The following is a 24,646-nucleotide window of genomic DNA, read 5'->3' as shown; positions in this document are numbered from 1 at the left end:
GAACTTCTTTGCCAAGATTAAGCAGTATCGTGCGATTGCTACTCGCTATGATAAGTTAGCCCGTCATTTCTTGAGTGCTATTTATCTGGTTTCTTGTGTCATTTGGCTTAATTGATGACACGCCCTAGTAGTATTAAGTTAGCGAAAGTACTGAATCGATTTAAACAAAGAAGGGTATATGCTATTGCATATACCCTTCTTTGTTTTGCGCAGTTAGATATTTAACTGGAAGCTTTAAAAAAATATCGGAGTTAAGCATTTTAAACTTTATTAAACCAAAATCCACACAAAGAAAAACCCCGAACCTAGGGCGATTGGTTCAGGGTTTCAATACTTCGTGTTATTGTTATTATCTCTCTTCCGTGCTGACTCATCCTAAGTCATTTAACAGTATTATATAAGACAGCGGGCTGACCTGTACTTTTATTGGTACTGTCTCAACACTACATCCATGCGTATCCTTGTGTTGATGGATGTATTATAGGCCAATGAATTTGGTGCCGATAGAAGCTAAAGACTCTATTTTGCGTAAGCATATGCTTACATCACTTTTATGCATTACCGTTAATAAACAGCCTCTTTTATCAACCAAAACTGCGCTGCTCTTGTCTGTGCTCTTCTGACACTTTTTCGCCTTCTTTCTTGCCTTCTTCGATTTTGTTGTCAGTTTCTTGGATATCTTCTGCTTGTGCCGTAGGCGCATTGCCTTCTTGCTTGCTTGCTTCTTCTGGCTCATATTGCAAGGTAGTCATCACAGGAAAGTGATCAGATCCTACGGATGGCATACGCTGAATATCAACCACTGTAAAGCAGGCACTATGGAAGATATGATCTAAAGCCCAACGCAGAAATGGATATTTAACATGGAAGGTATTAATAAAATGTCGACCAATACGAGGATCTAGTAGTCCTGAGATACGTTGGAAACGACGTGTGGTTTTTGACCATGCGACATCATTAAGATCACCTGCCAGTATCGCCGTTTGGTCGTTTTCCTTTATATGTTTACCCACCATGAGCAGCTCAGCGTCACGCGTGGTGGACTTATCAGCTTCAGTTGGGCTAGGCGGCATGGGATGCAAGCAATATAACCAAACGACGCGGCCTCCTTGCAAACGCAACTGTGTATGAATAGACGGTATATCATCTATCATCAAATACTTAATTTCAGGATCAATCAGCTCAAGCTTAGAATACAAGTGCATACCATATAAATTATCTAGTGGCACTTTCACGGTGTAGGGATAGTCAGACTCGACTTGGTGTAAGGCTTGCTCCCATTTCTTGTCACTCTCTAATGTAATTAAGATATCTGGCTGCTTTTGCTTAACCAAATTAACCAGCTTTTGCGTTTCATCGTTGGGCGTCAATACGTTTGATACCATGATTTTTAGTTGATGCGCTTGCCCTTCTGGCTTGTCTTTTGCTTTCTGAACTTCTTTTTTCCATAGCTTAGTATATGGCAATACCATTCTCAGCTGAAATGCTAACGTACCGCTCAACACAACAAACAATATCCACTGCCCTAATTCCCACTCTGAGAAAAACACTATCATGCCGACCCAAGCGATGATACCAAGCACCATTATTTGGATGCGTGGAAACTCAACACCGCGCACCCACCAGTTATCTAGCGGTAACCAACCCCAGATTGTGACAAAGGCGATGAATCCTGCTAGACCTTGTGAGCCGTAATATAATAGTGAGAGATCCATAAGTAGGTACTAACCGTTGATTGATATGTTGATAGAGCTGATGATGTATATTGGTCAAGCTTTTATTTGATAAGAAATATCGTGGTTTTAACTCACCTGACCTCAAATAACTAACGTCGAATCATTGTGTTTGAGACTTACTTTAGCACTTCAGAAGATTCTCGCCTACATGTGAGTCTCAATTATGCGACAACTATCATAAAACGTTACAATATTGGCTCATTCAATGTAATGCGTGATTTATTAAACACTATATTTTTGAGGTCGCAAGATAGCCGAGCATCTCATCAATAGTAATAACTTAAAGTTATAGTCGACATAGTTAATAGTGTATGGAAAACGGCCAAATAATAGCCAAAACGCCTTGCTTTTTCGCGCCATTCACGGCATTGTTATCGGTTGACGATGCAACAAATAATTGTAAATAGGATTGAACTTCATGAGTGATTTAACAGTAGGTTTGGTAGGCTGGCGCGGTATGGTAGGGTCAGTATTAATACAACGTATGCAGGAAGAAAATGACTTCAACGGTATTACACCCGTGTTTTTTTCTACCAGTAATGCTGGTGGCGATGCACCAAAATTCGATGGTATTGAAACCGGCCAACTAAAAGACGCTCATGATATTGACGCACTTGCTGCTTGTGATGTCGTGATTACTTGCCAAGGTGGTGACTATACGTCAAAAGTCCATCAACCATTGCGTGATAGTGGTTGGAACGGCTATTGGGTTGATGCGGCAAGTACGCTGCGAATGAAAGATGACAGCATCATCATTCTTGATCCAGTCAACCGTAACGTTATTGATAGTGCCCTAGCCAATGGCAAAAAAGACTTTATCGGTGGTAACTGTACCGTATCATTGATGTTGATGGCTATCGGTGAGCTGTTTAATAAAGGTTGGGTCGAATGGGTCAGCGCCATGACATATCAAGCTGCTAGTGGTTCTGGCGCAAACAACATGCGCGAGTTAATTAGTGGCATGGGTGTGTTACGTGATGCCGTTCAAGACGAATTGGCTGACCCTGCTAGCGCTATTCTTGAGATTGATAAAAAAATCGCTCAAACTCAGCGTTCAGCAGACTTCCCTACACAATACTTCGGTGTACCACTGGCAGGTAGCTTGATTCCTTATATCGACGCACAGCTAGAAAACAAACAGTCAAAAGAGGAATGGAAAGGCGGCGTCGAGACCAATAAGATCTTAGGTAATGATGAAGCCAGTACGATTCCTATCGATGGCATGTGTGTACGCGTCGGTGCCATGCGTTGTCATGCGCAAGGTTTAACGATCAAACTGAAAAAAGACATTCCGCTAGAAGAAATCGAAGCTGCACTTAAAAACAGTGGCAACGAGTGGTTGGACTTGGTCGAAGATGACAAAGAAGCTACTATGAATCGCCTAACGCCAGTAGCCGTGACTGGCACCTTGACTGTTGCTCTAGGTCGCTTGCGTAAGCTTAATATGGGCCCTGAATATCTAGGTGCATTTACCGTTGGTGATCAGTTGTTATGGGGTGCAGCAGAACCATTACGTCGTATGCTTAATATCATTCGTGAGCAAAACGTCTAACTCAGATACCTTAAATTAAGCACAAAAAAGACAGCGATTGCTGTCTTTTTTTATGGATTGTTATTACTTAGGTTGATAAGCAATTATCACCTCATTGCGACGTAAGAATGGTAGCGTCCAAGGTGGATTATAACGGGCCAATACAGGCTCGCCTGTAGGCGTCAAATTTTGGTCTTGCATCCATGTTTGCAACGCTTCGGTTTTTTCCGCTACTTTATCTTCTCCTGCTAGCCAAGAGAACTTAATCACACCGTACGTCTGTGCAGGCACTTCTACAATCTCAACGTTTGGATTGTTTGGCTTAGGCAGTGTCTGTATTGTATATTTACTAGGCATCGTAAATTGTACGCGCCACTTACCATCGTCTTGTTGCATACTGACTGGTGATGTCATGGCAATTTTCTGTGACTCATTATCACTTTTTTTATTATCAGCTTGCATCGTAACAGGTGCCGTCATACTGATTTTACTACTGTCTCCACTTGGTGCTGTGTTATTACCAAAAATATAGTCCGCTAAGATCTTAAATCCTTCACGACTTGCTGAGTCTTGGTCACCACTCACCCACGTTTGCGCTACTAGCTGCTCATCATAGCGACGCAGCTCAAAGTCATCTACTTGGGTCAACACCGTATATTTCGGCTCTTCGGTAGCCATAGCCCCTCCTGATATCAACAATAATCCGCCCATTAATAATAAATAACCTGTCTTTTTCATATCATGTCTCCAGCATCTAAAAGCATGGTGTGGCAATGATTACTACCTCACCTGTATAACTTCTACTGTATCAATAGACCTCTAGCACTGTCTGTGTCTTTTGGCGTGCTATCTGTGTTTTTTGGTTATGGTAAATCAATATTGACCAAAGTGTATATTGCGCGTATATCGATAACACCTAGTATTTATAGTTAGAGAACGCTAAAACAGGTACAAGGTAGCCAACTAAAAATTGTACAAGTAGTATATTTAGGGAGAGTAACGCCGTAGTAGTTCAGTGATTCTCTGACTATATGTCCAAAAAACCGCTAACAATGCTATAATTAGCGTCATTTTCATAGCTTAAATAGCGGTTATCATATGCAATTTGTCTTACATAAAACGGCCAGCGGTGCAACGCGTGCACGCCGTGGTACGGTTCATCTCAATCATGGCGACGTGCAAACGCCTGCTTTTATGCCTGTTGGTACTTATGGTACGGTCAAAGGCATGCTGCCACGTGATATCGAAGCCATTGGTGCTGATATTATTTTGGGCAATACCTTCCATCTCTGGTTACGTCCGGGTACTGAAGTCATTGATAAATTTGGTGGCTTACATAAGTTTATGCATTGGGACAAGCCTATCTTGACCGATTCAGGCGGTTTCCAAGTATTCAGCCTCGGCGCAATGCGTAAAATTACCGAAGAAGGCGTAAATTTTAAATCTCCTATCGATGGCGCAAAGGTATTTCTCTCACCAGAAAAATCCATGCAAATTCAGTACAGCTTGAACTCAGACATCGTCATGCAGTTCGATGAGTGTACGCCTTATCCAGCCACTCATGATGAAGCGAAAAAGTCGTTAGAGCTATCGTTACGTTGGGGACAGCGCTGTATCGATGAGCACAACAGACTGGGCAGTACCAACGCATTATTCGGTATTGTACAAGGCAGCATGTATCCTGATTTGCGTCAGCAATCACTTGAAGGCCTGTTAGAGATTGGCTTCGATGGTTATGCTATTGGCGGTCTATCAGTTGGCGAGCCTAAAGAAGAGATGATAGACGTCCTAGACTACCTGCCTGATGATATGCCAGCAGATAAGCCGCGCTATCTTATGGGTGTTGGTAAGCCTGAGGATTTAGTTGAAGGTGTACGCCGCGGTGTAGATATGTTCGACTGTGTGATGCCAACGCGTAACGCGCGTAATGGTCATTACTTTGTGACGGGCGATTCAGACAATGCTGGTGTGGTACGTATTCGTAATAGCCAATATCGCAATGATGAAGGCCCATTAGATCCTGAATGTGACTGCTATACTTGCCAAAACTTTAGCCGTGCTTATCTGTACCATCTTAACAAGTGCAAAGAGATGCTAGGTGCTCAGTTAGCGACTATTCATAATTTACGCTATTACCAACGTTTGATGCAAGGTATTAGAGATGCTATCGAGCAAGATAAATTTGATGAGTTTGTCAGCGAGTTTTATGCCAAACGCGGTCAAACGGTTCCTGAGTTAAACTTGCGTTAATCCTGTTTAATATTCACGAACGTATAATGATATCTGTTGAAATAAAAAAGGGCTTAAGAATAATCTTAAGCCCTTTTTCTGTGCTGCTTTTATCACTCAATGATTATCACTTAATGATTTAAGTAGAGTCTATTTTGACTACTATCCCATCAATGACGTCACAAATACTACAATAACAGCGATTGGCGCGATGAATTTCGCAACGATTTGCCACAGCTGCCATGTACCATTAGATAAACCAAGCTCTTGCTGAATGTTACGTTGATCCATTTTCCAACCAACAAATACAATTGCAGCCAGACCTGTTAGAGGCAATAGGAACTTACTAGTAAGCTTATCTAATGCATCAAAGATACCATTACCCATGATAGTAAAGTCAGACCATAGGTTGAACGATAGCAGTGCTGCAATACCTAACAACCAGATTACTGTACTTGCCACGATAGTCGATACAGTACGACTCATCGACGTACGCTCTTCTAATAACTCAACGGTTGGCTCAAGTAACGAGATAGATGAGGTGATAGCGGCAAAGGTAATAAGCAAGAAGAACAATGCGCCAATGATAGTGCCCGCACCCATGCTACCGAAAGCAATTGGTAAACTTACAAAGATAAGACCAGGACCTGATGCAGGATCTAGACCATTGCTAAAGATGATTGGGAAGATGGCAAGACCAGCAGCCAACGCAATAACCGTATCTAAAATAACAACGGTACGTGCTGTTTTTAGTAAGTTTACTTCACGGCCCAAATACGAACCATAAGCAACCATTATACCCATACCAATTGATAGTGTGAAGAATGCATGACCTAATGCTGCAAGCATAACATCAGCCGTTAGTTTGCTAAGATCTGGTGTAAATAGGTAAGCAACTGCTTCACCAAATCCACCGTTCATCACGTTATAACCGACGATAACGAATAGAATCACACCCAATAATGGCATTAAAATCTTAGCTGTTTTTTCGATACCACTTGTCACACCAATACCAACGATGACAGCGGTTAAAATCATAAATACCGTATGCCAGATCGTCAATGTACCAGCTGATGCAAGCATAGCATCAAAGGTTGCAGCAACAGAATCACTGTCTTGACCAGCAAAGCTACCTGTTGCAACTTTAGTAATATAGTTAAGCGCCCAACCACCGATCACACTATAGAACGATAGAATTAAGAAGCCACCTAAAATACCAGTAGCACCAACGATGCCCCAGCTACGTGACTTACCTTCAGTCGCTGCTACGTCTGAAAAAGTATTGACTGGGTTTTTTTGACCACGTCGACCAATTAACCATTCAGCAACTAATATCGGAAAACCGACCAGCGCGATACAGAACAAATAGGCAATAACGAAAGCTGAACCACCGCTTTCGCCAACCATGTATGGAAATTTCCATATGTTTCCTAGACCAACTGCTGAGCCTACTGCTGCCAATACGAAGCCAAAGCTTGAGCTCCATTGGGCATGTTCTTGTTTATTGATAGCCATTTTTTCCGTCCTCGTGCTTCAATTAACGTTACTGATAATCTTCCTTGATCAACATAAATAGTCGGCCTTACCATTGAGCTATTTAGTAAACGCTTCGATGTGAAACGCCCAGCAACATTAAGAAAGAATTGATTACAATATCGTAAACGCTCAGTTTCTGCTAAGCGACCAAAAAAGTCAAGTGCTCATAAATATAAAAAGCCATAACAAATAGTTATGGCTTTTATCTAATTCGCCTTCATTCCATAAGAATTTAACTGATTAAAAGTATCAAACTCAAATCGAGTTATGCTTTCTTTAGCGTACAACACCGCGGCTGCTATTTTGTAATGAATCAATAAGTAGCTGAATTTTTGGCTCTTTAGCTAATAGCTCATTATGTAAGACTTCCAACGCTTGTACAGTGGTCAAACCTGATCTGAAAATCGTACGGTACGCTTGACGCAATACATTAATGGTTTCTTTTGACCAACCTTTACGGCGCATGCCTTCGATATTGAGTCCATGAGCCTTTGCTGGATTGCCAGATACCATCGTAAATGCAGCCACATCTTTTAGAATGAGGCTTGCTCCGCCAATCAAGCTATAGTCATCTACTGTACAAAACTGATGTATGCCTGAGTTACCACCGATGATGGTATGGTCGCCAATAGTCACATGCCCCGCTACACCGACATTGTTAGCCAGTACGTTATGATCGCCAATGACACAATCATGTGCGACATGGGTGTTTACCATCAGTAGATTATGACTGCCGATTTTAGTCAGCTCGCCGTCTTGCGCTGTACCACGGTGTAAGCTACAGGCTTCACGAATCGTATTGTGATCGCCGATTTCAAGCCAAGTGCGCTCACCTGCATATTTCAAGTCTTGAGGATCTTCACCAATACTCGCAAATTGATAAAACTCATTGTGTTGGCCAATACGAGTCAGTTTAGTCACAACGACATGTCTATGCAAAACCGTATGCGCACCAATTGATACTTCATCACCAACGATACAATAGGGCCCGATGATAGCAGTCTCGTCAATCTGCGCGGACGGTGAGATGAGTGCTGTAGGATGAATCTGACTCATAAGATGGGCCCTTGTATCATTTGATGCGAGTAAATAATAAAAAAGTATCGCTATTTCAGTGTTACTAACGAAGCTAATACCAGTTATGTTGTTGAATTTACATGTAGCTATTTATTGCAGTGGTAGTGAGCGGTTTCAATATTGCTCTTTGTACAGTATGGCTTATTAAAAACTTAAGCACCCTTCACGTTAGCAGGTTTTTGCTGCTCTTGACGTGCAATCATAATTTGCGCACTAGCCGCCAATTCATCTTCGACATGGACAGTACAATCAAACTTATAGATACCATGTCTTTGCATCACAGTTTTTGCGCGAATGATAAGCTGATCACCAGGAATCACACGGCGTTTAAAACGGACTTTATCCACACCTGCAAATAGATAGAGGTAACCGTCTTCTGAAGTCAGACCTGCGGTAATGAACCCAAGTATGCCTGAAACCTGTGCCATTGCCTCTACCATCAATACCCCTGGCATGATTGGCTCGTCAGGAAAATGCCCATTAAAAAACTCTTCATTAATAGTCACGTTTTTGATACCAGTAATACACTCACCTGGCGTACAAGCTACAATACGATCTACCAGCATAAAAGGATAACGATGCGGTAAATAATGCTTAATCGTATGATACGTCAATGGTAGCGTAAGACCTTGCTCAGCCAAGCTTTTAACGTCTTTATCAGTTGGGATATCTATATTGTTATTGCTCATAATGACGCTTCCTTGCTGTGTTTTGAATATTTATTATTTGTTTGTGTTTGCATTAGTTATTGCCTAGCTGACGAAAACGTACAGCAGCACGTCGCCAATTAGCAGTCGGCATTGCAGCAGTACCAGATGAATATGAACCAGCGGTTTTAATGGATTTGGTTACCATGGTCATACCAGACAAAACGACATCGTCTGTAATCTCAATATGACCTGTGATACCGACAGCGCCGCCTATTATACAGCGCTTCCCTATCGTAGTACTACCCGCAATGCCAGTTTGAGCAGCAATAGCAGTACCGTCACCGATACGGACGTTATGGGCAACTTGTACCAAATTATCAATAATCACGTGATTACCAATAACGGTATCATCGATAGCACCACGATCGATACACGTCTGGCTACCAACTCGCACATAATCACCAATAATGACGCGGCCTAACTGGGCTATACGCTCCCAACCTGTGTTACTAGGATCTTTAGTAGGAGCAAAACCAAACCCTTCAGATCCGATGCTTACCCCTGCATGCAATCTAACGTGACTGCCAATGACACTCTCAGGCCCGACAACGACTTGCGACTTAATCACACAGTCGGTACCGATACTGGTATTAGCTTCAACCACAACATGAGCATCGAGTGAGCTACGCGCCCCTATTTGTACATTGTCACCAATCACGCAAAAAGGGCCGATATTGACTTGCTCGCCAATAACAGCACTATCTGCAATCACAGCACTAGGATGAATCCCGTTAGATAAAGAATGACGTGCAAACAGCTGACTGGCACTGGCATAAGCCAAATATGGATTTGAGACGACTAGCGCTATCGCTGAGGTAGGCACTTGGTCACGATATGCTTCCGTCACCAACACCGCGCCTGCGTCACTGCTAGCCAAGCTAGAGATGTAGTGAGGATCTGCCAAAAAGCTTAACTGCTGCTGACTGGCCGTCGTCAAACTACCGACGCTACTGAATGGTTGACACAATTGCTCAGTATCAATCTCAGCCTTATTAATAATAGGCTGACGCTGCTCAATTCGAGTAATGAGTTGCTCAATCGTTATCATAATGACTATTAATAAAATATGGTTATAAATGAAACGGTCGCCAAAATAACAATGCGTTTTGACGACCTACTAAGCTCTAATGATATTTCCGTCTATTTGAGACAATCTTTGAAACTGCTCAAATAGATGAGAATGATGTCATTAATTTAGAATGTATTACCAATCTGGAACTGGACTTTTTCAGTCTCATCGCCTTCTTTGTCACCAAATGGTACCGCATAGCTAAGTGAGATTGGACCAATTGGTGTATACCAAGTAATACCAGCACCCGCACTGTAGCGGAAGTCATTATCTTGGGTTAATAACGGAATCTCTGTATCTTCCCCATTGCTAGGATTGATAAAAGTACGATCTTCTTTATCAGAGGTGTCAAAGACCTGACCACCTTCAGCAAACAATACTGGACGTACCTGATCTGCCCAATCACCTTTAAATGGCATTGGTAGAATCAATTCAGCACCAAACGTTGCCAATGCGTTACCACCCACTTCTTCTGCAGTGAAGGTTTGATTATTTGAGTCATTGACTGCATCAAGATAAACTTGTGATTTAGGTCCTAGAGTAGATGATTCATAGCCACGTACTGAGCCATAACCACCAGCATAGAAGTTCTCATAGAACGGTAAATCATTACCATAACCAAGCTTAGTATAACCACGCGCGATCACGTCTTTATAAATAGGGTAATATATATTGCCGCTATAAGTTAGCTTTTGATAGTTAGCATCGCCAAGGCCGATAGTTGCATCAATCGCATGGCTCATCCCTTTGGTAGGGAATACTGGACGGTCTAGGGTGCTGTAGTCCCAACCAAACAATAGGTTGTAAGTCTGATAGTCATTCTTGAAGCTAGCAACCCCATCAGTCTCGACTTCCGGCGTTTTTGTACCGCCTTCGTCTAGAATTTCTTGAACATTAGATATACCTAGGTAACGACCACCACGAACCTTTGTGTTGTCTACATTTAGGCCAGCACTCAGGCGTTTGGTTTCATCAATAGGATAACTATAGTTCAACGTCGCACCATATGAATCGGTCACATAGTTACTAACGTTGTCGTCATCATATTTGGTTTTGCGATAATAACCGCTGATACCTTGAGAAACGCCGTTTTCTGTAAAGTACGGATCGGTATAACCCAGGCTATAAGAGTCACGTGTTTCTGAGCGAGAAAGTGCAGCCTTGACACGGTTACCGGTACCCATAAAATTGTTTTGGGTCAAATCCAATTGGAAAGTCACACCGCCACTTTGTGAGTAACCGGCTGCAATCGTTGAGCTACCAGAAGGCTGCTCTTCAACCACATAGTTCACATCGACTTGATCCGGCTGATTCGGTACTGGCTTAACGTCGACAGTGACATTTTTAAAGAAGCCTGTACGCATCAAACGTGTGCGGGACAGCTGAATTTTGTCATTGGACGACAGCGTACCTTCTAACTGACGCATCTCACGACGTAATACTTCGTCTTGCGTTTTGATATTACCCGTAAAGTTGATACGGCGAACGTAGATAGGACGTGCAGGGTCGATATAGTAATCGACATCGACCATTTTCGTATCGTCATTGATACGTGGTACTGGTCTGATTTGGGCTAAGTAGTAGCCTTCGTTACCATAGCGTCTTTTAAGAGAAGCAGTGGTTTCGTCTAGTTTTGCTTGCGAGTATTTCTCATTAGGTGCAAAGCTAACCAGCTCTTTTAGCTCACTGTTCTCAAAGGTAGGTTTACCTAAAAAGTTCACTTCGCCAAACTGGTATTGCTCGCCTTCGCTTAGGCTGACTTCGATAAACACACTACTTTTATCTTCGCTGATGTTCAATACGGCATTATCAACTGAAAAACGCACATAACCATCGTTCTGATATAGCGCCTTTAAGCTCTCTAAACTGGCAGCCAGTTTTTCTTGAGCGTAACGATCAGATTTAGATAATAGACGCGTCCATGAAGATTCTTTTACCGCGAAAACGTCTTTAATTTCCTCATCACTAAAGTGCTTATTACCAATGATATTGATATCGACAACTTTAGCAGGCTTGCCTTCTACGAAGCGCACGTCAAGTTTTACACGGTTACCATCAAGGACCGTTTGATCTACTTCGATATTACTATTGTAGTAACCTTGGCTAATATATTGCTGTTGTAGCTCATTGGCCACGCCCTGCAAAGTAGACTGCTTGAGCACGTCACCAGCAGAAAGGCCAGCATTCTTCAGTCCCTGCTCCAGCCCTTCCTTTGGAATGAGCTTGTTACCTTCAAAGGTAACTTCAGCGATCGTTGGACGCTCAATGACGTCAAACCTTAGTTTGCCACCTTCGACACGGCTTTGAATATCAGCAAAGTTCTCAGTTGCATATAGCGCCTTAATACTGGCAGCTAAGCTACTATCATTCACCGTATCGCCTACCGTAACAGGTAAGACCGGATAGAGGCTATCAGGGGTTAGGCGTTGTAAGCCATTAAAACTGATGTCAGTTACTACAAATTCTGCAGCCTGTACTGGCATACTCATCATCGCTACAACTAACGGCAACCCAGCCGCGCTCATAATTAAAGGCGTACGCATAAACACTATCCGTCAATAAAAAAATTGCTTAAGTTAAGTTAAAAGGCACGTATTGTCTAACCCGTGCACACAAGGTTATAAACCCATGCAAGGGTAACTCAGAACACTTTATATAAATTGCATCACAAAATAAACTAAAAATTACGATTAGTACAGAGGCTGCGACACAGAGTAGCATGCCTATCATAACAATAATCAACCTATAATAGGCGTAAAACCATTAGTATATCGTGCTTTATCAGCCATATTGCTGATCAGCCGATCAAAATAGCCGGCTGATGTCATTACCAATTGCTAACACCATGAAACCTGCCAGCAAGAGTAAACCGATATTTAGACCGACCATTTGCACACCTTCAGACAGTGGCTTACCGCGAATCAACTCAATAAAGTGATAAACAATATGACCACCATCCAATACTGGAATCGGCAAAAGGTTTAAGACGGCAAGACTCAAGCTAATCAGCGCCGCTGTCGATAATACCATTTGCCAACTGATATCAAAGCTTTGCTTGGCGACTTTAGCAATAGTAATTGGCCCTGATAAATTGTCTAATCCAATCATACCTGACAGCATTTTTCCCATTGAGCTTACGGTCATTACTGCTAGCTGCTCAGTCTTTTCAAACGACTTAACTAACGACTCACTAGGACCGTAGACCACAGTGGTCTTGTAATCGTCAGGGATAACAATCTCAGTCTGATCCACCATTGCACCAATCTGTCCGTAATCATTACCCAAGTTGTCTTTTTTCCCTTGGGGCATAATCTGCAACTGTACAGGCTTGTCATCACGCAACACCGTAAAGTTCAATAGCGTTTCAGGATTATCACGGATGATACGTGTGGCAGTAATCCAATCTTCGATTGACTCATTATTAATAGCAGTAATGCGGTCGCCAACCTTTAGACCTTGGCGGCTAGCGGCACCATCGGGAGCCAAACCGCCTACAATCGGCGCAATCTGCGGCTGCCATGGCAACATACCAAAGCTGGTCAATGCGTCTTTGCCTTGAGCTTCACCTTGCATAAACTGTGTGACGGGTGCTTGATAGGTTTTAGTCGACTGATCGGTTTGGGCATCTGACTGCAAGGTAATGCTGACATTATCCGTCTCGCCCATACGTCCTGCAAGTCGATAGTTAATACCTTCCCATGTTTGCACATCGTGCCCATCAATCGCCACAATCTTATCACCGACTGGCAGCTTTGCCATCGCAGCAGGCGTATCTGGTAGTACCTGTCCAATCTTAGTCGCCAACTGCTCAGATGGGGTCATAAATAGCACCCAAAATAGCGCGATAGCGATAACAAAATTCATGATAGGGCCAGCTGCAACAATAGCAATTTTCTTGAGCGGATGCTGCCGATTAAACGCAAGGTGCTGCTCATCTTTTGCGACATTACCTTCACGCTCATCCAGCATCTTCACATAACCGCCAAGTGGCAATGCTGAGATACGATAGTCGATACCGCTCTTTTTGCTGGTCCAACCAAAAACTTTAGGGCCAAAACCGATAGAGTACGTTAGCACTTTGACACCGCAAAGCCGCGCCACAATATAATGCCCCCATTCGTGTAAGGCAATAAGCGGGCCTAAGACAAATATGGCGGCAAGAAGTGTTAGTAAAAACGTCATGATTTTTTCTCAGTATTGTCTCTCAGCATTTTTATTAACATTTTCGCTAATATCGTTTATTAATGTCATATATCAGCTCAGAGACGCTTGCTACGATTATGTCAGCTTTGCTACCAACTTATCAGTCAAGTGGCGTGCAATCTTATCGATTGCCAAGATATCTTCTATGTCAGCAGTTTCGTTCAATGGTGGCAGCTGCATGTCATTTAAAGCCTGTTCATTAATATTAGCAATGTCCGTCAAACGAATTTTACCATCGAGGAACGCCGCCACTGCAATTTCGTTTGCCGCATTGAGCACAATCGTGGCTTGCGTCCCTGCTTGCATAGCCTGACGAGCCAAACGCAAACAGGCGAATTTTTGCAAGTCAGGCTCAATAAACTCCAAACCACTAAGTGCAAATAAGTCTAACGGCTGCGAGCCACTATCAATGCGATCAGGGTAGCTAAGCGCGTGCGCAATGGGCGTTTTCATGTCTGGACTACCCAGCTGCGCCAAAAAGCTGCCATCGCTATATTCTACCATTGAGTGAATGATACTTTGTGGATGAATGACCACATTTATCTTATCTTCAGGCAAATCAAATAAGTGACAGGCTTCTATCAGCTCAAGCCCCTTATTCATCATCGTCGCCGAATCGACAGATATCTTTTGACCCATTGACCAATTCGGGTGTTTGACCGCTTCTGCGACGCTTGCCTGCTGCATTTGCTCAAACGACTGCTGCAAAAATGGCCCGCCAGAGGCTGTTAACCATAGTTTACGAACACCATGATTTGACTGATGGATTTGCGTATTATCTTGCTGAATAGCGAGTGGCAAGCATTGAAAAATGGCATTGTGTTCAGAGTCGAGCGGTAGCAAAGTGGCTTTATGCGTCTTGACCGCATCAATCATGACCTTACCTGCCATGACTAAGGCTTCTTTGTTGGCCAATAAGATACGCTTACCTGCACGGGCTGCTGCCAATGTAGACGGCAACCCTGCCGCCCCTACAATCGCCGCTACAACCGTATCAGTTTGTGAGTCAGTGGCAATATCTACCAATCCTGCCTCGCCCCCTACGACATCACTAGCAATCCCTGCTGCTTTAAGCCTGTTAGCAAAATCATCTACGGCTGACGTCGGCACACTGACGCGTTTCGGCAAAAACTGCTGACAAAGTGCAAATAGCTTATCTAAGCGATGATAGCCTGATAAAGCATAGACTTCATAGGTGTGCGGTTGCGCCGCTAATATTGTTAGAGTGCTATCGCCAATCGAGCCTGTCGCGCCTAGTACGGCGATGCGTTGCGTCATAACCATCAATGCCCATGATACTTAAAAGTAATAAAAATAGAATATTGTCTGTTAACTATAAAATTGTCATGCTAGTAGCCACGCTTGCCATACCAATGCATTGTTCGCTCTCGGCTGACTTATACCAATATTATGGTGAACTGACTACAGAACAGGTTCAAATAGAAAAGTGCTGCTATATAAACTTACACCACTATCAAGCCAAGCTGCTGTATCGCCCAAAAACCAAGGGCAAATATCGGTGTAGCAGACAACAGAGAATCGATACGGTCAAGGATACCACCGTGACCTGGCAAGATAGTGCCTGAATCTTTTACATCAGCACGGCGCTTGAGCATTGACTCAAACAAATCTCCAAATACAGAGGCAAGAATAGTGATGGCCGATAACGCTACAAATGCGATTAACGGTACACCGGTCAGCTGTAATTTAAAGACGCTAATAGCCACCACAACTAACAGCCCTGTGACGAGGCCACCAGCCAACCCTTCCATGCTCTTATTGGGTGAGACATTTGGTGCCATTTTTCGGCGACCAAGCTTGCGTCCAACGAAATACGCACCGCTATCTGCACACCATACTAATAAAAACACATACAGCAGCCACCATGCCGACAGTTGCCAGAGATAAAACATTGCGGTAATTGACGCGGTCAAAATAACCACACCCATTAGAGCTAGCTGGTTGCCGTACCACCTCGTTTGTGTCGGGAAGACTCGAACCCAAGACAGCGCCATCAACCATATTGCTAATGAAGCCACCCACCAAAACAGCCATGTCACTTTAAAAATCAGCGATATGAGCGTTATCGCCAACACTAGCAAAACAAATACAGCAGGCTGGCGCCACTTAGGCATTAATTTGGCCCACTCATGAGCGGCGATAATGACCCCAACGGCCAACAGTGGTGCAAATAAAATAGGCGTTTGGCTCGCAAACATTGCAATACCAACGATAATAACGAGAACAATTGCCGTCTTAATTCGTTGCCACATACTTATCGAGCCTTATAATAATGAAGAACAGATGGTCAAAAAATGCATTATAGCAGCTAACTAACGATGGCCTAGTGATAGCATTCAATACTCATTCAAGCCGTTTATCATTGCATAAACCAACCCTATTGACCAGTTATACAATACTAACTGAACTGAACCGACTAAACTTATCTATCAACTCATTGCTCAGTGACCTTGCTGCTCTACCACTACCTGCTCGCTGGTTTTGCCAAAGCGGCGTTGACGTTTAGCAAACTCTGTGATCATCGAAGCTAGCTCTTCTGCTGCAAAATTTGGCCATAATGTAGGAGTGAAAAACAGCTCAGCGTAAGCAGATTGCCACAATAAGAAATTAGAAATACGATACTCGCCGCCCGTACGTACCAGCATATCTACTGCTGGGGTATCAGCTAATTGTACGTAGTTACCTAACAGCTCTTCGCTGACATCTTCAGCTTTTAATTTGCCATCTTGCACTTGCTGAGCCAGCTCTTTTGCTGCGTTTGCGATATCCCACTGTCCACCGTAGCTAATTGCAATCACCAGCGTCATTGCATCAAAATCCGCCGTCTTTTCTTCCGCATCAGCCATTAGCGTTTGTAATGACTCACTAAGTTGACTGCGATCACCGATGAAACGCAAGCGAATACGATACTCATTCATACGCGGCATTTGCTCATGAATCGTCGATGTGAGCAGCTGCATCAACAGTGCCACTTCACTAGGCGGTCTCTGCCAATTTTCACTAGAAAATGCAAATACGGTCAGCACTTCAATGCCTGTATTGACACAATACTCAACGATAGGATCGAGCGCGTCTTTGCCAGCCACATGCCCTTGACCGTGGCCCAAATCATTGGCCTTACCATAGCGATTGTTACCATCCATAATGATGGCGATATGACGAGGAAGAATAGCGGGCGCCAAAACGGCTGAAGTGGACATAGGCGAACTTGCTTATTGTTAAGGTAAAATAATAATAACGTGTGCAACAGCGATTAAAAAGCGCCATTTATATAATTCACTAACTTATCACAATTGCGTCGTTAGTTTTTAGTGCTCAGAATGCGATGAATCCAGTTCAATCAACCACATTTATGGCTTGCCTTAAATATGGCTAGTTGATTCAGTTTAAAAAAGAAACAGAGCAACCGAGTGCAGATGTAACTGTGATACTTTAAGCGAGGTTAACGCTGTAGCTCTTTTATAAAGGATTGACTATATCAGACTACACAATAATAAACAGCCAATAGCTATAAAGTATTGGCTGCTCAATTACAGATAATCTACCGAACTGATTCTTGCTATAAATACCAAATATATCAGTATTAAACTTCCATCAAATCGCTTTCTTTCTTGCTCAAGCGAGCATCGATTGTTTCGATATATTTGTCAGTGATTTTTTGAATATCATCACTAGCTCGGCGCTCATCGTCTTCTGAGATTTCTTTTTCTTTTGCCAAGTCTTTGATATCGTTCATCATGTCACGGCGAATATTACGGATAGAAACTCGGCTGCTCTCAGCTTCACCACGTGCAAGTTTTTGCATATCGCGACGAGTATCTTCTGTCAATGCTGGCATTGGCACACGAATCACATCAGCAGACATTGGGTTTAGACCCAAATCTGCTTCACGAATAGCCTTGTCTACTGCTTGCACCATCGTACGGTCAAACGGTTGAACCAGTAAGGTACGTGAATCTTCAACGTTCACGCTTGCTACTTGGTTCAATGGTGTATCAGAACCGTAGTAGCTGACCATCACACCTGACAACATACCTGGATGCGCACGGCCAGTACGAACTTTACTGAAAGTGCTTTCAAGCGCTTCCAATGTTTTTTGCATGCGTGCTTCGCCGTCTTGCTTAATCTCTTTAATCATTGTGTATCCTTATTTATCGTTACCGACAAATCTTTTATTTGCTATTGGGATATTAATTATTTGTTGCTAATCGTTAGCTATTTACTGACGTTAATTGCCAGTATCGCATCAATTAATGAAAAACTCGTGTGCCTTCATTTTCACCCATGATGACATTCAATAATGCATTAGGCTTAGTCATGTCAAACACTTGTAGCGGTACGTTATGCTCACGGCATAATGCGATAGCCGTTAAATCCATGACGCCTAGCTTTTGCTCTAGTACTTCATCAAAAGTCAGACCGTCATATTTGACTGCATCATCATGTAGGCTCGGATCTTTGTCATAAACGCCATCGACCTTAGTCGCTTTTAAAATCAAACCAGCTTCGATCTCGATACCGCGCAAACAAGCAGCAGTGTCAGTGGTAAAGAATGGGTTACCCGTACCTGCAACAAAGATACAAACTTCGCCGTTTTTGAGATAACGAATGGCATTACGACTGCTATAGCTTTCGGTGACTTCACCAATCGGTAACGCTGACATCAAGCGCGTTTTGATATTGCGACGCTCAAGCGCATCACGCATTGCCAGTCCGTTCATAACGGTCGCTAGCATGCCCATCTGATCACCAGTAACGCGGCCAACGAGACCTTCTTTTTGTAACTGTGCACCGCGATATAAATTACCACCACCGACTACGATACCCACTTGGACACCAAGTCCACGCAAGTGAGCGATAGACAAGCTCATTTTATCAAGCACTTCGGTATCAATACCCATGTCTTTACTACCAGCTAAGGCTTCACCGGAGAGTTTCAGCAAGATACGAGCGTAACGCGGGTTTTTGTCAGACATGAGGTCACCTTGTTATCATGAAATTATAAAGAAAATTATCGGTAAAATACAAATCGAGTTTGCCCACAACGCCACACTTACAGCTAAGCGTATTAAAAAGGCTAAATTGCGCTAATTGTAGCAAAAACTGCCCGCCATTGGGCAATTTTCACTCGCATATCTTATTGGATATCTAGCCTTGATAACTGGCGAATAGATCGTATTCGCTAGCATCATCGATAGTCACGGTTAAGAACTGCCCTACTTTAACTTGAGCGTTGATGTCATCAACATAGACATGACCATCAATTTCAGGTGCATCAGCATAACTACGGCAGATAGCAATATTTTCATCGCTATCAATTTCATCGACCAATACCGTTAAGGTTTTGCCGACTTTTTCTTGTAGCTTTTGCGCTGAAATATCTTGCTGTAGCGCCATTAAACGCTCATAGCGAGACTGCTTGACGTCTTCAGGCACATGATCAGGCAAGTCATTAGCAACTGCGCCTTCTACTTCTGAATAAGTAAATGCACCCACGCGATCGAGGCGTGCTTCAACCAGCCAATCAAGCAAGCACTGAAAATCTTCTTCTGTCTCGCCAGGGAAGCCAACCACAAAGGTTGAACGAATCACGATATCAGGACAGATATCACGCCACGCTTTGATACGGGCCAAGGTGTTTTCGCTATGCGCAGGACGTTTCATCGCTTTTAGGATACGATGACTGGCATGCTGGAACGGAATGTCCAGATAAGGAAGCAGTTTCTTCTCACCCATCAACTCAACGACTTTGTCTACGTGTGGATACGGATAGACATAATGCAGGCGTACCCAAATGCCCAAATCGTTCAATGCTTTGCATAAGTCATAAAACTTAGACTTGAGCGGCATACCATTCCAAAAGCTGGTCTTATACTTTAGGTCAAGGCCATATGCCGAGGTATCTTGCGAGATGATAAGTAATTCTTTCACGCCAGCTTTTTTGAGCGCTAGCGCTTCGTTCATTACATTATCAATCGGGCGCGATACCAAATCACCGCGCAAGCTTGGGATAATGCAGAACGTACAACGGTGATTACAGCCTTCTGATATTTTTAGATAAGCATAATGGCTTGGGGTCAGTTTGATACCCGCTTCATTAATCAAATCTATTTTTGGATCATAGTTAGCGTTCTGACTACGATTTGGCTTAGGCACGTGCTGCGCCACTGCCGTAATCACTTCGTCATAGGCATGCGCGCCCGTCACTGCTAGTACGGCCGGATGCATCTCACGGATTTTGTCCGCTTCTTTACCTAAGCAACCAGTAACAATCACTTTACCGTTTTTGCTAATGGCCTCGCCGATCGCATCAAGCGACTCTTGTACCGCTGATTCAATAAAGCCGCAAGTGTTTACCACGACTAAGTCAGCACCGTCATAATCACTGGCTACTTGATAGCCGTCACGGCTTAGCTCAGTGATAATACGCTCACTATCCACCAATGCTTTTGGACAACCTAGTGACACAAAACCAATCTTTGGCGCTGCACTAACTGGCATCGTAGCAGTGGCGTTGGCAGTCGTAACATCGCTGCTTTGAGCTACACTACGGTTCTGGTTGTGGTTGGCTTTGTGATGGTAAGGCTGTTTAGTATCTGTTTGACTGGCATCTGCCTGACTCTGCGCTTGTACTATGGTAGGCGCGGCAGGATTGAAGATAGTGGCAGTGTCTTTTACGGCAGATAGAGGAGCTGTTGCTGTCGTATTCACTGACTCGGTAGAAGTTTTGGACATGGCTGACCTTGCTAGAGATAAATTGGCTGAGCGCATTGTACGTTTTTTTTGCAAAAATCACCAGTTTTGCCGCTCTATAGTCTTGATTTGTGGTTAAATATTATCTCAAGCATCTGACTTTTTTGGGCCCTACTGATGAACGCTGATTTTATAACCGCCAAAACAACCCCTGACCTCGCATTTATATCTCAGCATTTATTCACCGCTATTTTATGGGTCAACGATGAGCTATCAATCACGCGGTTGAATGCTCAAGCCGAGCAGCTACTTGCCATTAGTAGCGGCAGATTAATCAATCAATCCATCTTGACACTGCTAGCACCTGATGAATTAAAGACTAAAGATACGGTATCTATAGATAATGATAGTAATGATACAAATGAAAATGAGTCTTCAAGCGAGCCAGCTTACTCTTTGACCGAGCGCTTTGTGCAAGCGCAAAACTATCAGCAGCCTTTTATCGACCATGATCACATTATCAAAACACCGCTAAATGGTAATTTATCATTGTCAGTCGACTATAGCGTCACGCCTGTCATCTATGAACAGCATCCTTATTTTATTATCGAGATGTGGGGCAAAGATCGTCAAAGTCGTATCTCTGAGGAGCAGCGCCAACAACAGCAGTATACAGTGGCCCGTCATATGCTACGCTCGGTGGCGCACGAAATAAAAAACCCTCTTGCTGGTATTCGCGGGGCAGCCCAGCTGTTGCAACGGCAATTCATTAAATTCAGCGACGCATCTACTACTAGCACCTCTAGCGCTGATAATGCTTTGATAACCACCAACGCTGACACGCAGCATGATTTGCAAAAAATGAATCAAAAGCTGCGCAACTATACGGACATTATTATTTCAGAAACTGATCGATTGACCCATCTTATTGGGCAGCTTCTGGGTTCCAATCAACTACCAAACTGGCAAACGCTTAATATCCATGAGCCCCTAGAGCATGTCTTAACCTTAGTGACCAATCAGTATCCACAGGTAGTGTTACAGCGGGATTATGATTTATCATTGCCAGAGTTGTGCGCAGATAAGGATCAGCTGATTCAAGTGTTTTTAAACCTCATTAATAATGCTTGTGAATCGATGACTGAGTTCGAACAAACGCTGCAACAGAATAAAATCTCAGAGTCTCAAGAATCACCACAATCTGTCATACAAACTGAGGGCAATTCTGATTATCAACCGACATTGCATATTCAAACGCGGGTTGCTTTTCAGCATACAATCGTCGGACAGCAGCACAAGCAAGTGATGCAAATTACTATTACTGATAATGGCTCAGGTATTGATCCAGCCTTGATTGGTCAAATATTTTTCCCAATGGTCACTAGCCGTGCAGCCGGTACAGGTCTTGGATTATCCATCGTCCAAGATATTATCAGTCATCATCATGGTATGATTGATGTGAGCTCGACAAAAGAGCAAGAGGATAAGCAAACCCGATTTACGCTATACCTGCCATTTACTCAACCCATCACTGAGACATAAAACAAATTATGAATTTATGAATTAAAGGCTGCTAAGTTTCATAACGCTCAACTCCCAATCCCCAACTTACCATCAATAATTGCTGATTAGGCCCAATACATGACTGAATATAGCGACGACCTCCAACCTAAAAGCGATGATCAATCAACACAATCACAAATAGTAACTGTGAATAATGCACCCAGCGACCACCCTGCAACATTGTGGTTAATCGATGACGATGCAGCCCTACGTATGGTGTTGGCCGACACGTTTGAAGATGCTGGATTAAACGTTATCAGTTTTACCCAAGCACAAGCAGCATGGACTCGCCTTAATGATGTTTTAAAACAGCAAGAGTCAGCTGAGCAATTGCCAGACGTTATATTGACCGATATTCGCATGCCAATGATGGATGGCTTGTCTTTTAGCGACTGGGTCCATCAGCACTTCCCTAAAATGCCAATCGTAATTATGACGGCACACTCAGACCTGACCTCTGCTATCAATAGCTATCAGACTGGTGCTTTTGAATACTTGCCCAAGCCTTTTGACTTAGATGACGCGGTTGCAACGATTTATAAAGCCATCAATTACCAGCCTAATTTAGAAACAACAACTGTTTCCCTTTCAGATAAAACCAATACCAATATAGCGCCTGACACGTCTACTGAAAACTTGCTAAAACCTAAAGTAGCACCTGCTAGTAAGACAACCAAAGACAATAAGAGCAAAGGTGCCGCCGAAAACAAAAGTAATGGTAACCCTAGCGGCATCATTGGACAGTCTCCAGCCATGCAAACGGTGTTTCGTGCTATTGGCAGGTTGGCACAATCTCCCATTTCCGTCTTAATCACTGGAGAGTCTGGAACAGGTAAAGAGTTGGTGGCCAGTGCTTTACATCAACACTCCCCGCGTAAACAGCAACCGTTTATTGCCCTCAATATGGCAGCCATACCACATGACTTGATCGAGTCTGAGCTATTCGGTCATGAAAAAGGCGCGTTCACTGGTGCAACAACGATGCGTCAAGGCCGTTTTGAGCAGGCAGACGGCGGTACTTTATTCTTAGATGAAATCGGTGACATGCCTTTTAGCACTCAGACACGGCTGTTACGCGTACTGGCCAATGGTGAGTTTTATCGTGTTGGTGGTCAGCAGCCAATCAAGGTCGACGTGCGTATCATCGCAGCCACCCACCAAAACTTAGAAGAGCTGGTAAAACAAAGCCGATTCCGCGAAGATTTGTTTTATCGCCTTAATGTCATTCGATTACCCCTACCACCACTACGTACACGCCCTGAAGACATTCCTGCATTAGCCCTCTACTTTATGCAGTCTGCCGCAGAGCAAATGAGTACTACCCCGAAGCATCTCCATCCTGCCGCATTGCAAATTATGCAGACGTTTGACTGGCGTGGTAACGTGCGTCAATTAGAAAACGTCTGCTTGTGGCTAACCGTGATGGCCACTGGTGATACGGTGATGGCGACAGATCTGCCACCAGAGCTACTTGAAAACATCTCACCTAATACGGTGCTTTATGAAGAGCACGGCGCAGCAGAACAAGAGACTCAAAAGCATTTGGTACAAAATGGCGATATATTAAACGATAGTGCGTTAAACAGTCATCAAAATAATCAAAGTAGCCAGTTGCCTAAAAACCAGAGTTGGCAGCAAGCATTGGCTGATTGGGCTGAGCAGTCGCTAAGCACGGGTGAAACTGATATTCTGCAAACAGCAACCCCTGAGTTTGAGCGTGTTTTATTAACAGCAGCACTCAATCATAGCGGCGGCAAAAAGATAGAGGCAGCGAGCTTACTTGGTTGGGGACGCAATACTCTGACGCGCAAATTGCAGCAGTTGGATATTTCTGCCCCTAGAGTACCAACTAAAGAATAAAGAAACGCATAAAATACGATAATAAATTATTATTAATATCAATTACTTAAAATTAATATCGAAAATAAATGATAAATAATTGCAAATAGGGGTTGCCAAACAATTAAAACTCTATATAATAGCCAACCACTGAGACGCACTACCGAATCAGTTAACTGTCTAGATAGCGTTTGAGTTTAATCGCTTTTGATGATAGAGTAACGAAAATGGGGCTGTGGCGGAATTGGTAGACGCACCAGATTTAGGTTCTGGCGCCGCAAGGTGTGAGAGTTCGAGTCTCTCCAGCCCCACCATTTTCGGATAGTACATCTTAGACCAAATATCAAAACCTGCTTTTTAGCAGGTTTTTTTGTGTCTGGAATTTGGTGTTAGAACTATAAAATATCTTATCAAGAGCATTAATCTACTTTTCTACCCT

At 43.3% G+C, this 24,646-nt stretch carries 19 protein-coding genes and 1 tRNA gene; 6 read left to right on the top strand and 14 right to left on the bottom strand.

Annotated features, from left to right (window positions below):
* Positions 1-115: transposase (locus JMX91_RS03665; RefSeq protein ID WP_201547709.1), on the top strand; the 115-nt coding region annotated here is incomplete at its 5' end.
* A 469-nt stretch (positions 116-584) separates the two neighbouring features.
* On the opposite strand, the gene JMX91_RS03660 is transcribed toward JMX91_RS03665, so the two are convergent.
* Positions 585-1,715 (bottom strand): endonuclease/exonuclease/phosphatase family protein, encoded by a 1,131-nt coding sequence (locus JMX91_RS03660; protein WP_201547708.1) that lies wholly within the window; start codon positions 1,713-1,715, stop codon positions 585-587.
* Positions 1,716-2,154: 439 nt separating this feature from the next.
* On the opposite strand from JMX91_RS03660, the gene asd reads away from it, so the two are divergent.
* The gene (asd, locus tag JMX91_RS03655; protein WP_201547707.1) at positions 2,155-3,288 is read left to right on the top strand and encodes an aspartate-semialdehyde dehydrogenase; all 1,134 of its coding nucleotides are present in this window, start codon (positions 2,155-2,157) and stop codon (positions 3,286-3,288) included.
* Positions 3,289-3,351: 63 nt separating this feature from the next.
* On the opposite strand, the gene JMX91_RS03650 is transcribed toward asd, so the two are convergent.
* Entirely contained in the window at positions 3,352-3,945 is a 594-nt protein-coding gene (locus tag JMX91_RS03650; protein WP_265089153.1) for an SOUL family heme-binding protein, read from the bottom strand.
* A gap of 420 nt (positions 3,946-4,365) precedes the next feature.
* Between JMX91_RS03650 and tgt the strand changes: the two genes are divergently transcribed.
* Entirely contained in the window at positions 4,366-5,517 is a 1,152-nt protein-coding gene (gene tgt, locus JMX91_RS03645) for a tRNA guanosine(34) transglycosylase Tgt (RefSeq protein WP_201547705.1), read from the top strand.
* A gap of 141 nt (positions 5,518-5,658) precedes the next feature.
* Here the strand turns inward: tgt and JMX91_RS03640 are convergent, their stop codons facing one another.
* From JMX91_RS03640 to rimO, 12 genes are all read right to left on the bottom strand, one after another.
* Positions 5,659-7,011: a sodium-dependent transporter gene (locus tag JMX91_RS03640; protein WP_102094408.1), complete on the bottom strand. Its 1,353-nt coding sequence runs from the start codon at positions 7,009-7,011 to the stop codon at positions 5,659-5,661.
* Between the two features lie 297 nt (positions 7,012-7,308).
* Positions 7,309-8,088: an acyl-ACP--UDP-N-acetylglucosamine O-acyltransferase gene (gene lpxA, locus JMX91_RS03635; protein WP_101206170.1), complete on the bottom strand. Its 780-nt coding sequence runs from the start codon at positions 8,086-8,088 to the stop codon at positions 7,309-7,311.
* Positions 8,089-8,261: 173 nt separating this feature from the next.
* Positions 8,262-8,798 carry a 3-hydroxyacyl-ACP dehydratase FabZ gene (fabZ, locus tag JMX91_RS03630; RefSeq protein ID WP_201547704.1) on the bottom strand — a complete coding sequence of 179 codons (537 nt, stop codon included), beginning with the start codon at positions 8,796-8,798 and terminating at the stop codon, positions 8,262-8,264.
* A gap of 52 nt (positions 8,799-8,850) precedes the next feature.
* On the bottom strand, positions 8,851-9,867 hold the full coding sequence (gene lpxD / locus JMX91_RS03625) for a UDP-3-O-(3-hydroxymyristoyl)glucosamine N-acyltransferase (RefSeq protein ID WP_201547703.1): 1,017 nt from the start codon (positions 9,865-9,867) through the stop codon (positions 8,851-8,853).
* A gap of 146 nt (positions 9,868-10,013) precedes the next feature.
* Positions 10,014-12,431, bottom strand: a complete 2,418-nt coding sequence (gene bamA / locus JMX91_RS03620; protein WP_201547702.1) for an outer membrane protein assembly factor BamA — start codon at positions 12,429-12,431, stop codon at positions 10,014-10,016.
* A gap of 262 nt (positions 12,432-12,693) precedes the next feature.
* Positions 12,694-14,070 carry an RIP metalloprotease RseP gene (gene rseP / locus JMX91_RS03615; RefSeq protein ID WP_201547701.1) on the bottom strand — a complete coding sequence of 459 codons (1,377 nt, stop codon included), beginning with the start codon at positions 14,068-14,070 and terminating at the stop codon, positions 12,694-12,696.
* A gap of 96 nt (positions 14,071-14,166) precedes the next feature.
* Positions 14,167-15,375 (bottom strand): 1-deoxy-D-xylulose-5-phosphate reductoisomerase, encoded by a 1,209-nt coding sequence (gene ispC / locus JMX91_RS03610; RefSeq protein WP_201547700.1) that lies wholly within the window; start codon positions 15,373-15,375, stop codon positions 14,167-14,169.
* Positions 15,376-15,554: 179 nt separating this feature from the next.
* Positions 15,555-16,364: a phosphatidate cytidylyltransferase gene (locus tag JMX91_RS03605; protein WP_201547699.1), complete on the bottom strand. Its 810-nt coding sequence runs from the start codon at positions 16,362-16,364 to the stop codon at positions 15,555-15,557.
* A gap of 189 nt (positions 16,365-16,553) precedes the next feature.
* On the bottom strand, positions 16,554-17,312 hold the full coding sequence (gene uppS / locus JMX91_RS03600; RefSeq protein WP_201547698.1) for a polyprenyl diphosphate synthase: 759 nt from the start codon (positions 17,310-17,312) through the stop codon (positions 16,554-16,556).
* 383 nt (positions 17,313-17,695) lie between these two features.
* The gene (gene frr / locus JMX91_RS03595; RefSeq protein ID WP_057759123.1) at positions 17,696-18,250 is read right to left on the bottom strand and encodes a ribosome recycling factor; all 555 of its coding nucleotides are present in this window, start codon (positions 18,248-18,250) and stop codon (positions 17,696-17,698) included.
* Between the two features lie 112 nt (positions 18,251-18,362).
* A complete protein-coding gene (pyrH, locus tag JMX91_RS03590; RefSeq protein WP_057759121.1) occupies positions 18,363-19,088 on the bottom strand; it encodes a UMP kinase in 726 nt (241 codons plus the stop codon).
* A gap of 172 nt (positions 19,089-19,260) precedes the next feature.
* On the bottom strand, positions 19,261-20,847 hold the full coding sequence (gene rimO, locus JMX91_RS03585; RefSeq protein ID WP_201547697.1) for a 30S ribosomal protein S12 methylthiotransferase RimO: 1,587 nt from the start codon (positions 20,845-20,847) through the stop codon (positions 19,261-19,263).
* Between the two features lie 135 nt (positions 20,848-20,982).
* Between rimO and JMX91_RS03580 the strand changes: the two genes are divergently transcribed.
* The 3 genes from JMX91_RS03580 to JMX91_RS03570 all read left to right on the top strand — a co-directional run bounded on the left by JMX91_RS03580 (position 20,983) and on the right by JMX91_RS03570 (position 24,521).
* Positions 20,983-22,347, top strand: coding sequence for a two-component system sensor histidine kinase NtrB (locus tag JMX91_RS03580; RefSeq protein ID WP_201547696.1), 1,365 nt, complete (start codon positions 20,983-20,985; stop codon positions 22,345-22,347).
* 99 nt (positions 22,348-22,446) lie between these two features.
* Complete coding sequence (locus tag JMX91_RS03575; RefSeq protein ID WP_201547695.1) at positions 22,447-24,228, top strand: sigma 54-interacting transcriptional regulator; 1,782 nt, start codon at positions 22,447-22,449, stop codon at positions 24,226-24,228.
* A 208-nt stretch (positions 24,229-24,436) separates the two neighbouring features.
* Positions 24,437-24,521 (top strand) — tRNA-Leu (locus JMX91_RS03570).
* Positions 24,522-24,646: the final 125 nt, after the last annotated feature.

This window comes from Psychrobacter sp. Pi2-1, from assembly GCF_904846645.1.
GTDB lineage: Bacteria > Pseudomonadota > Gammaproteobacteria > Pseudomonadales > Moraxellaceae > Psychrobacter.
This window is presented reverse-complemented; position numbering and strand designations above follow the sequence as displayed.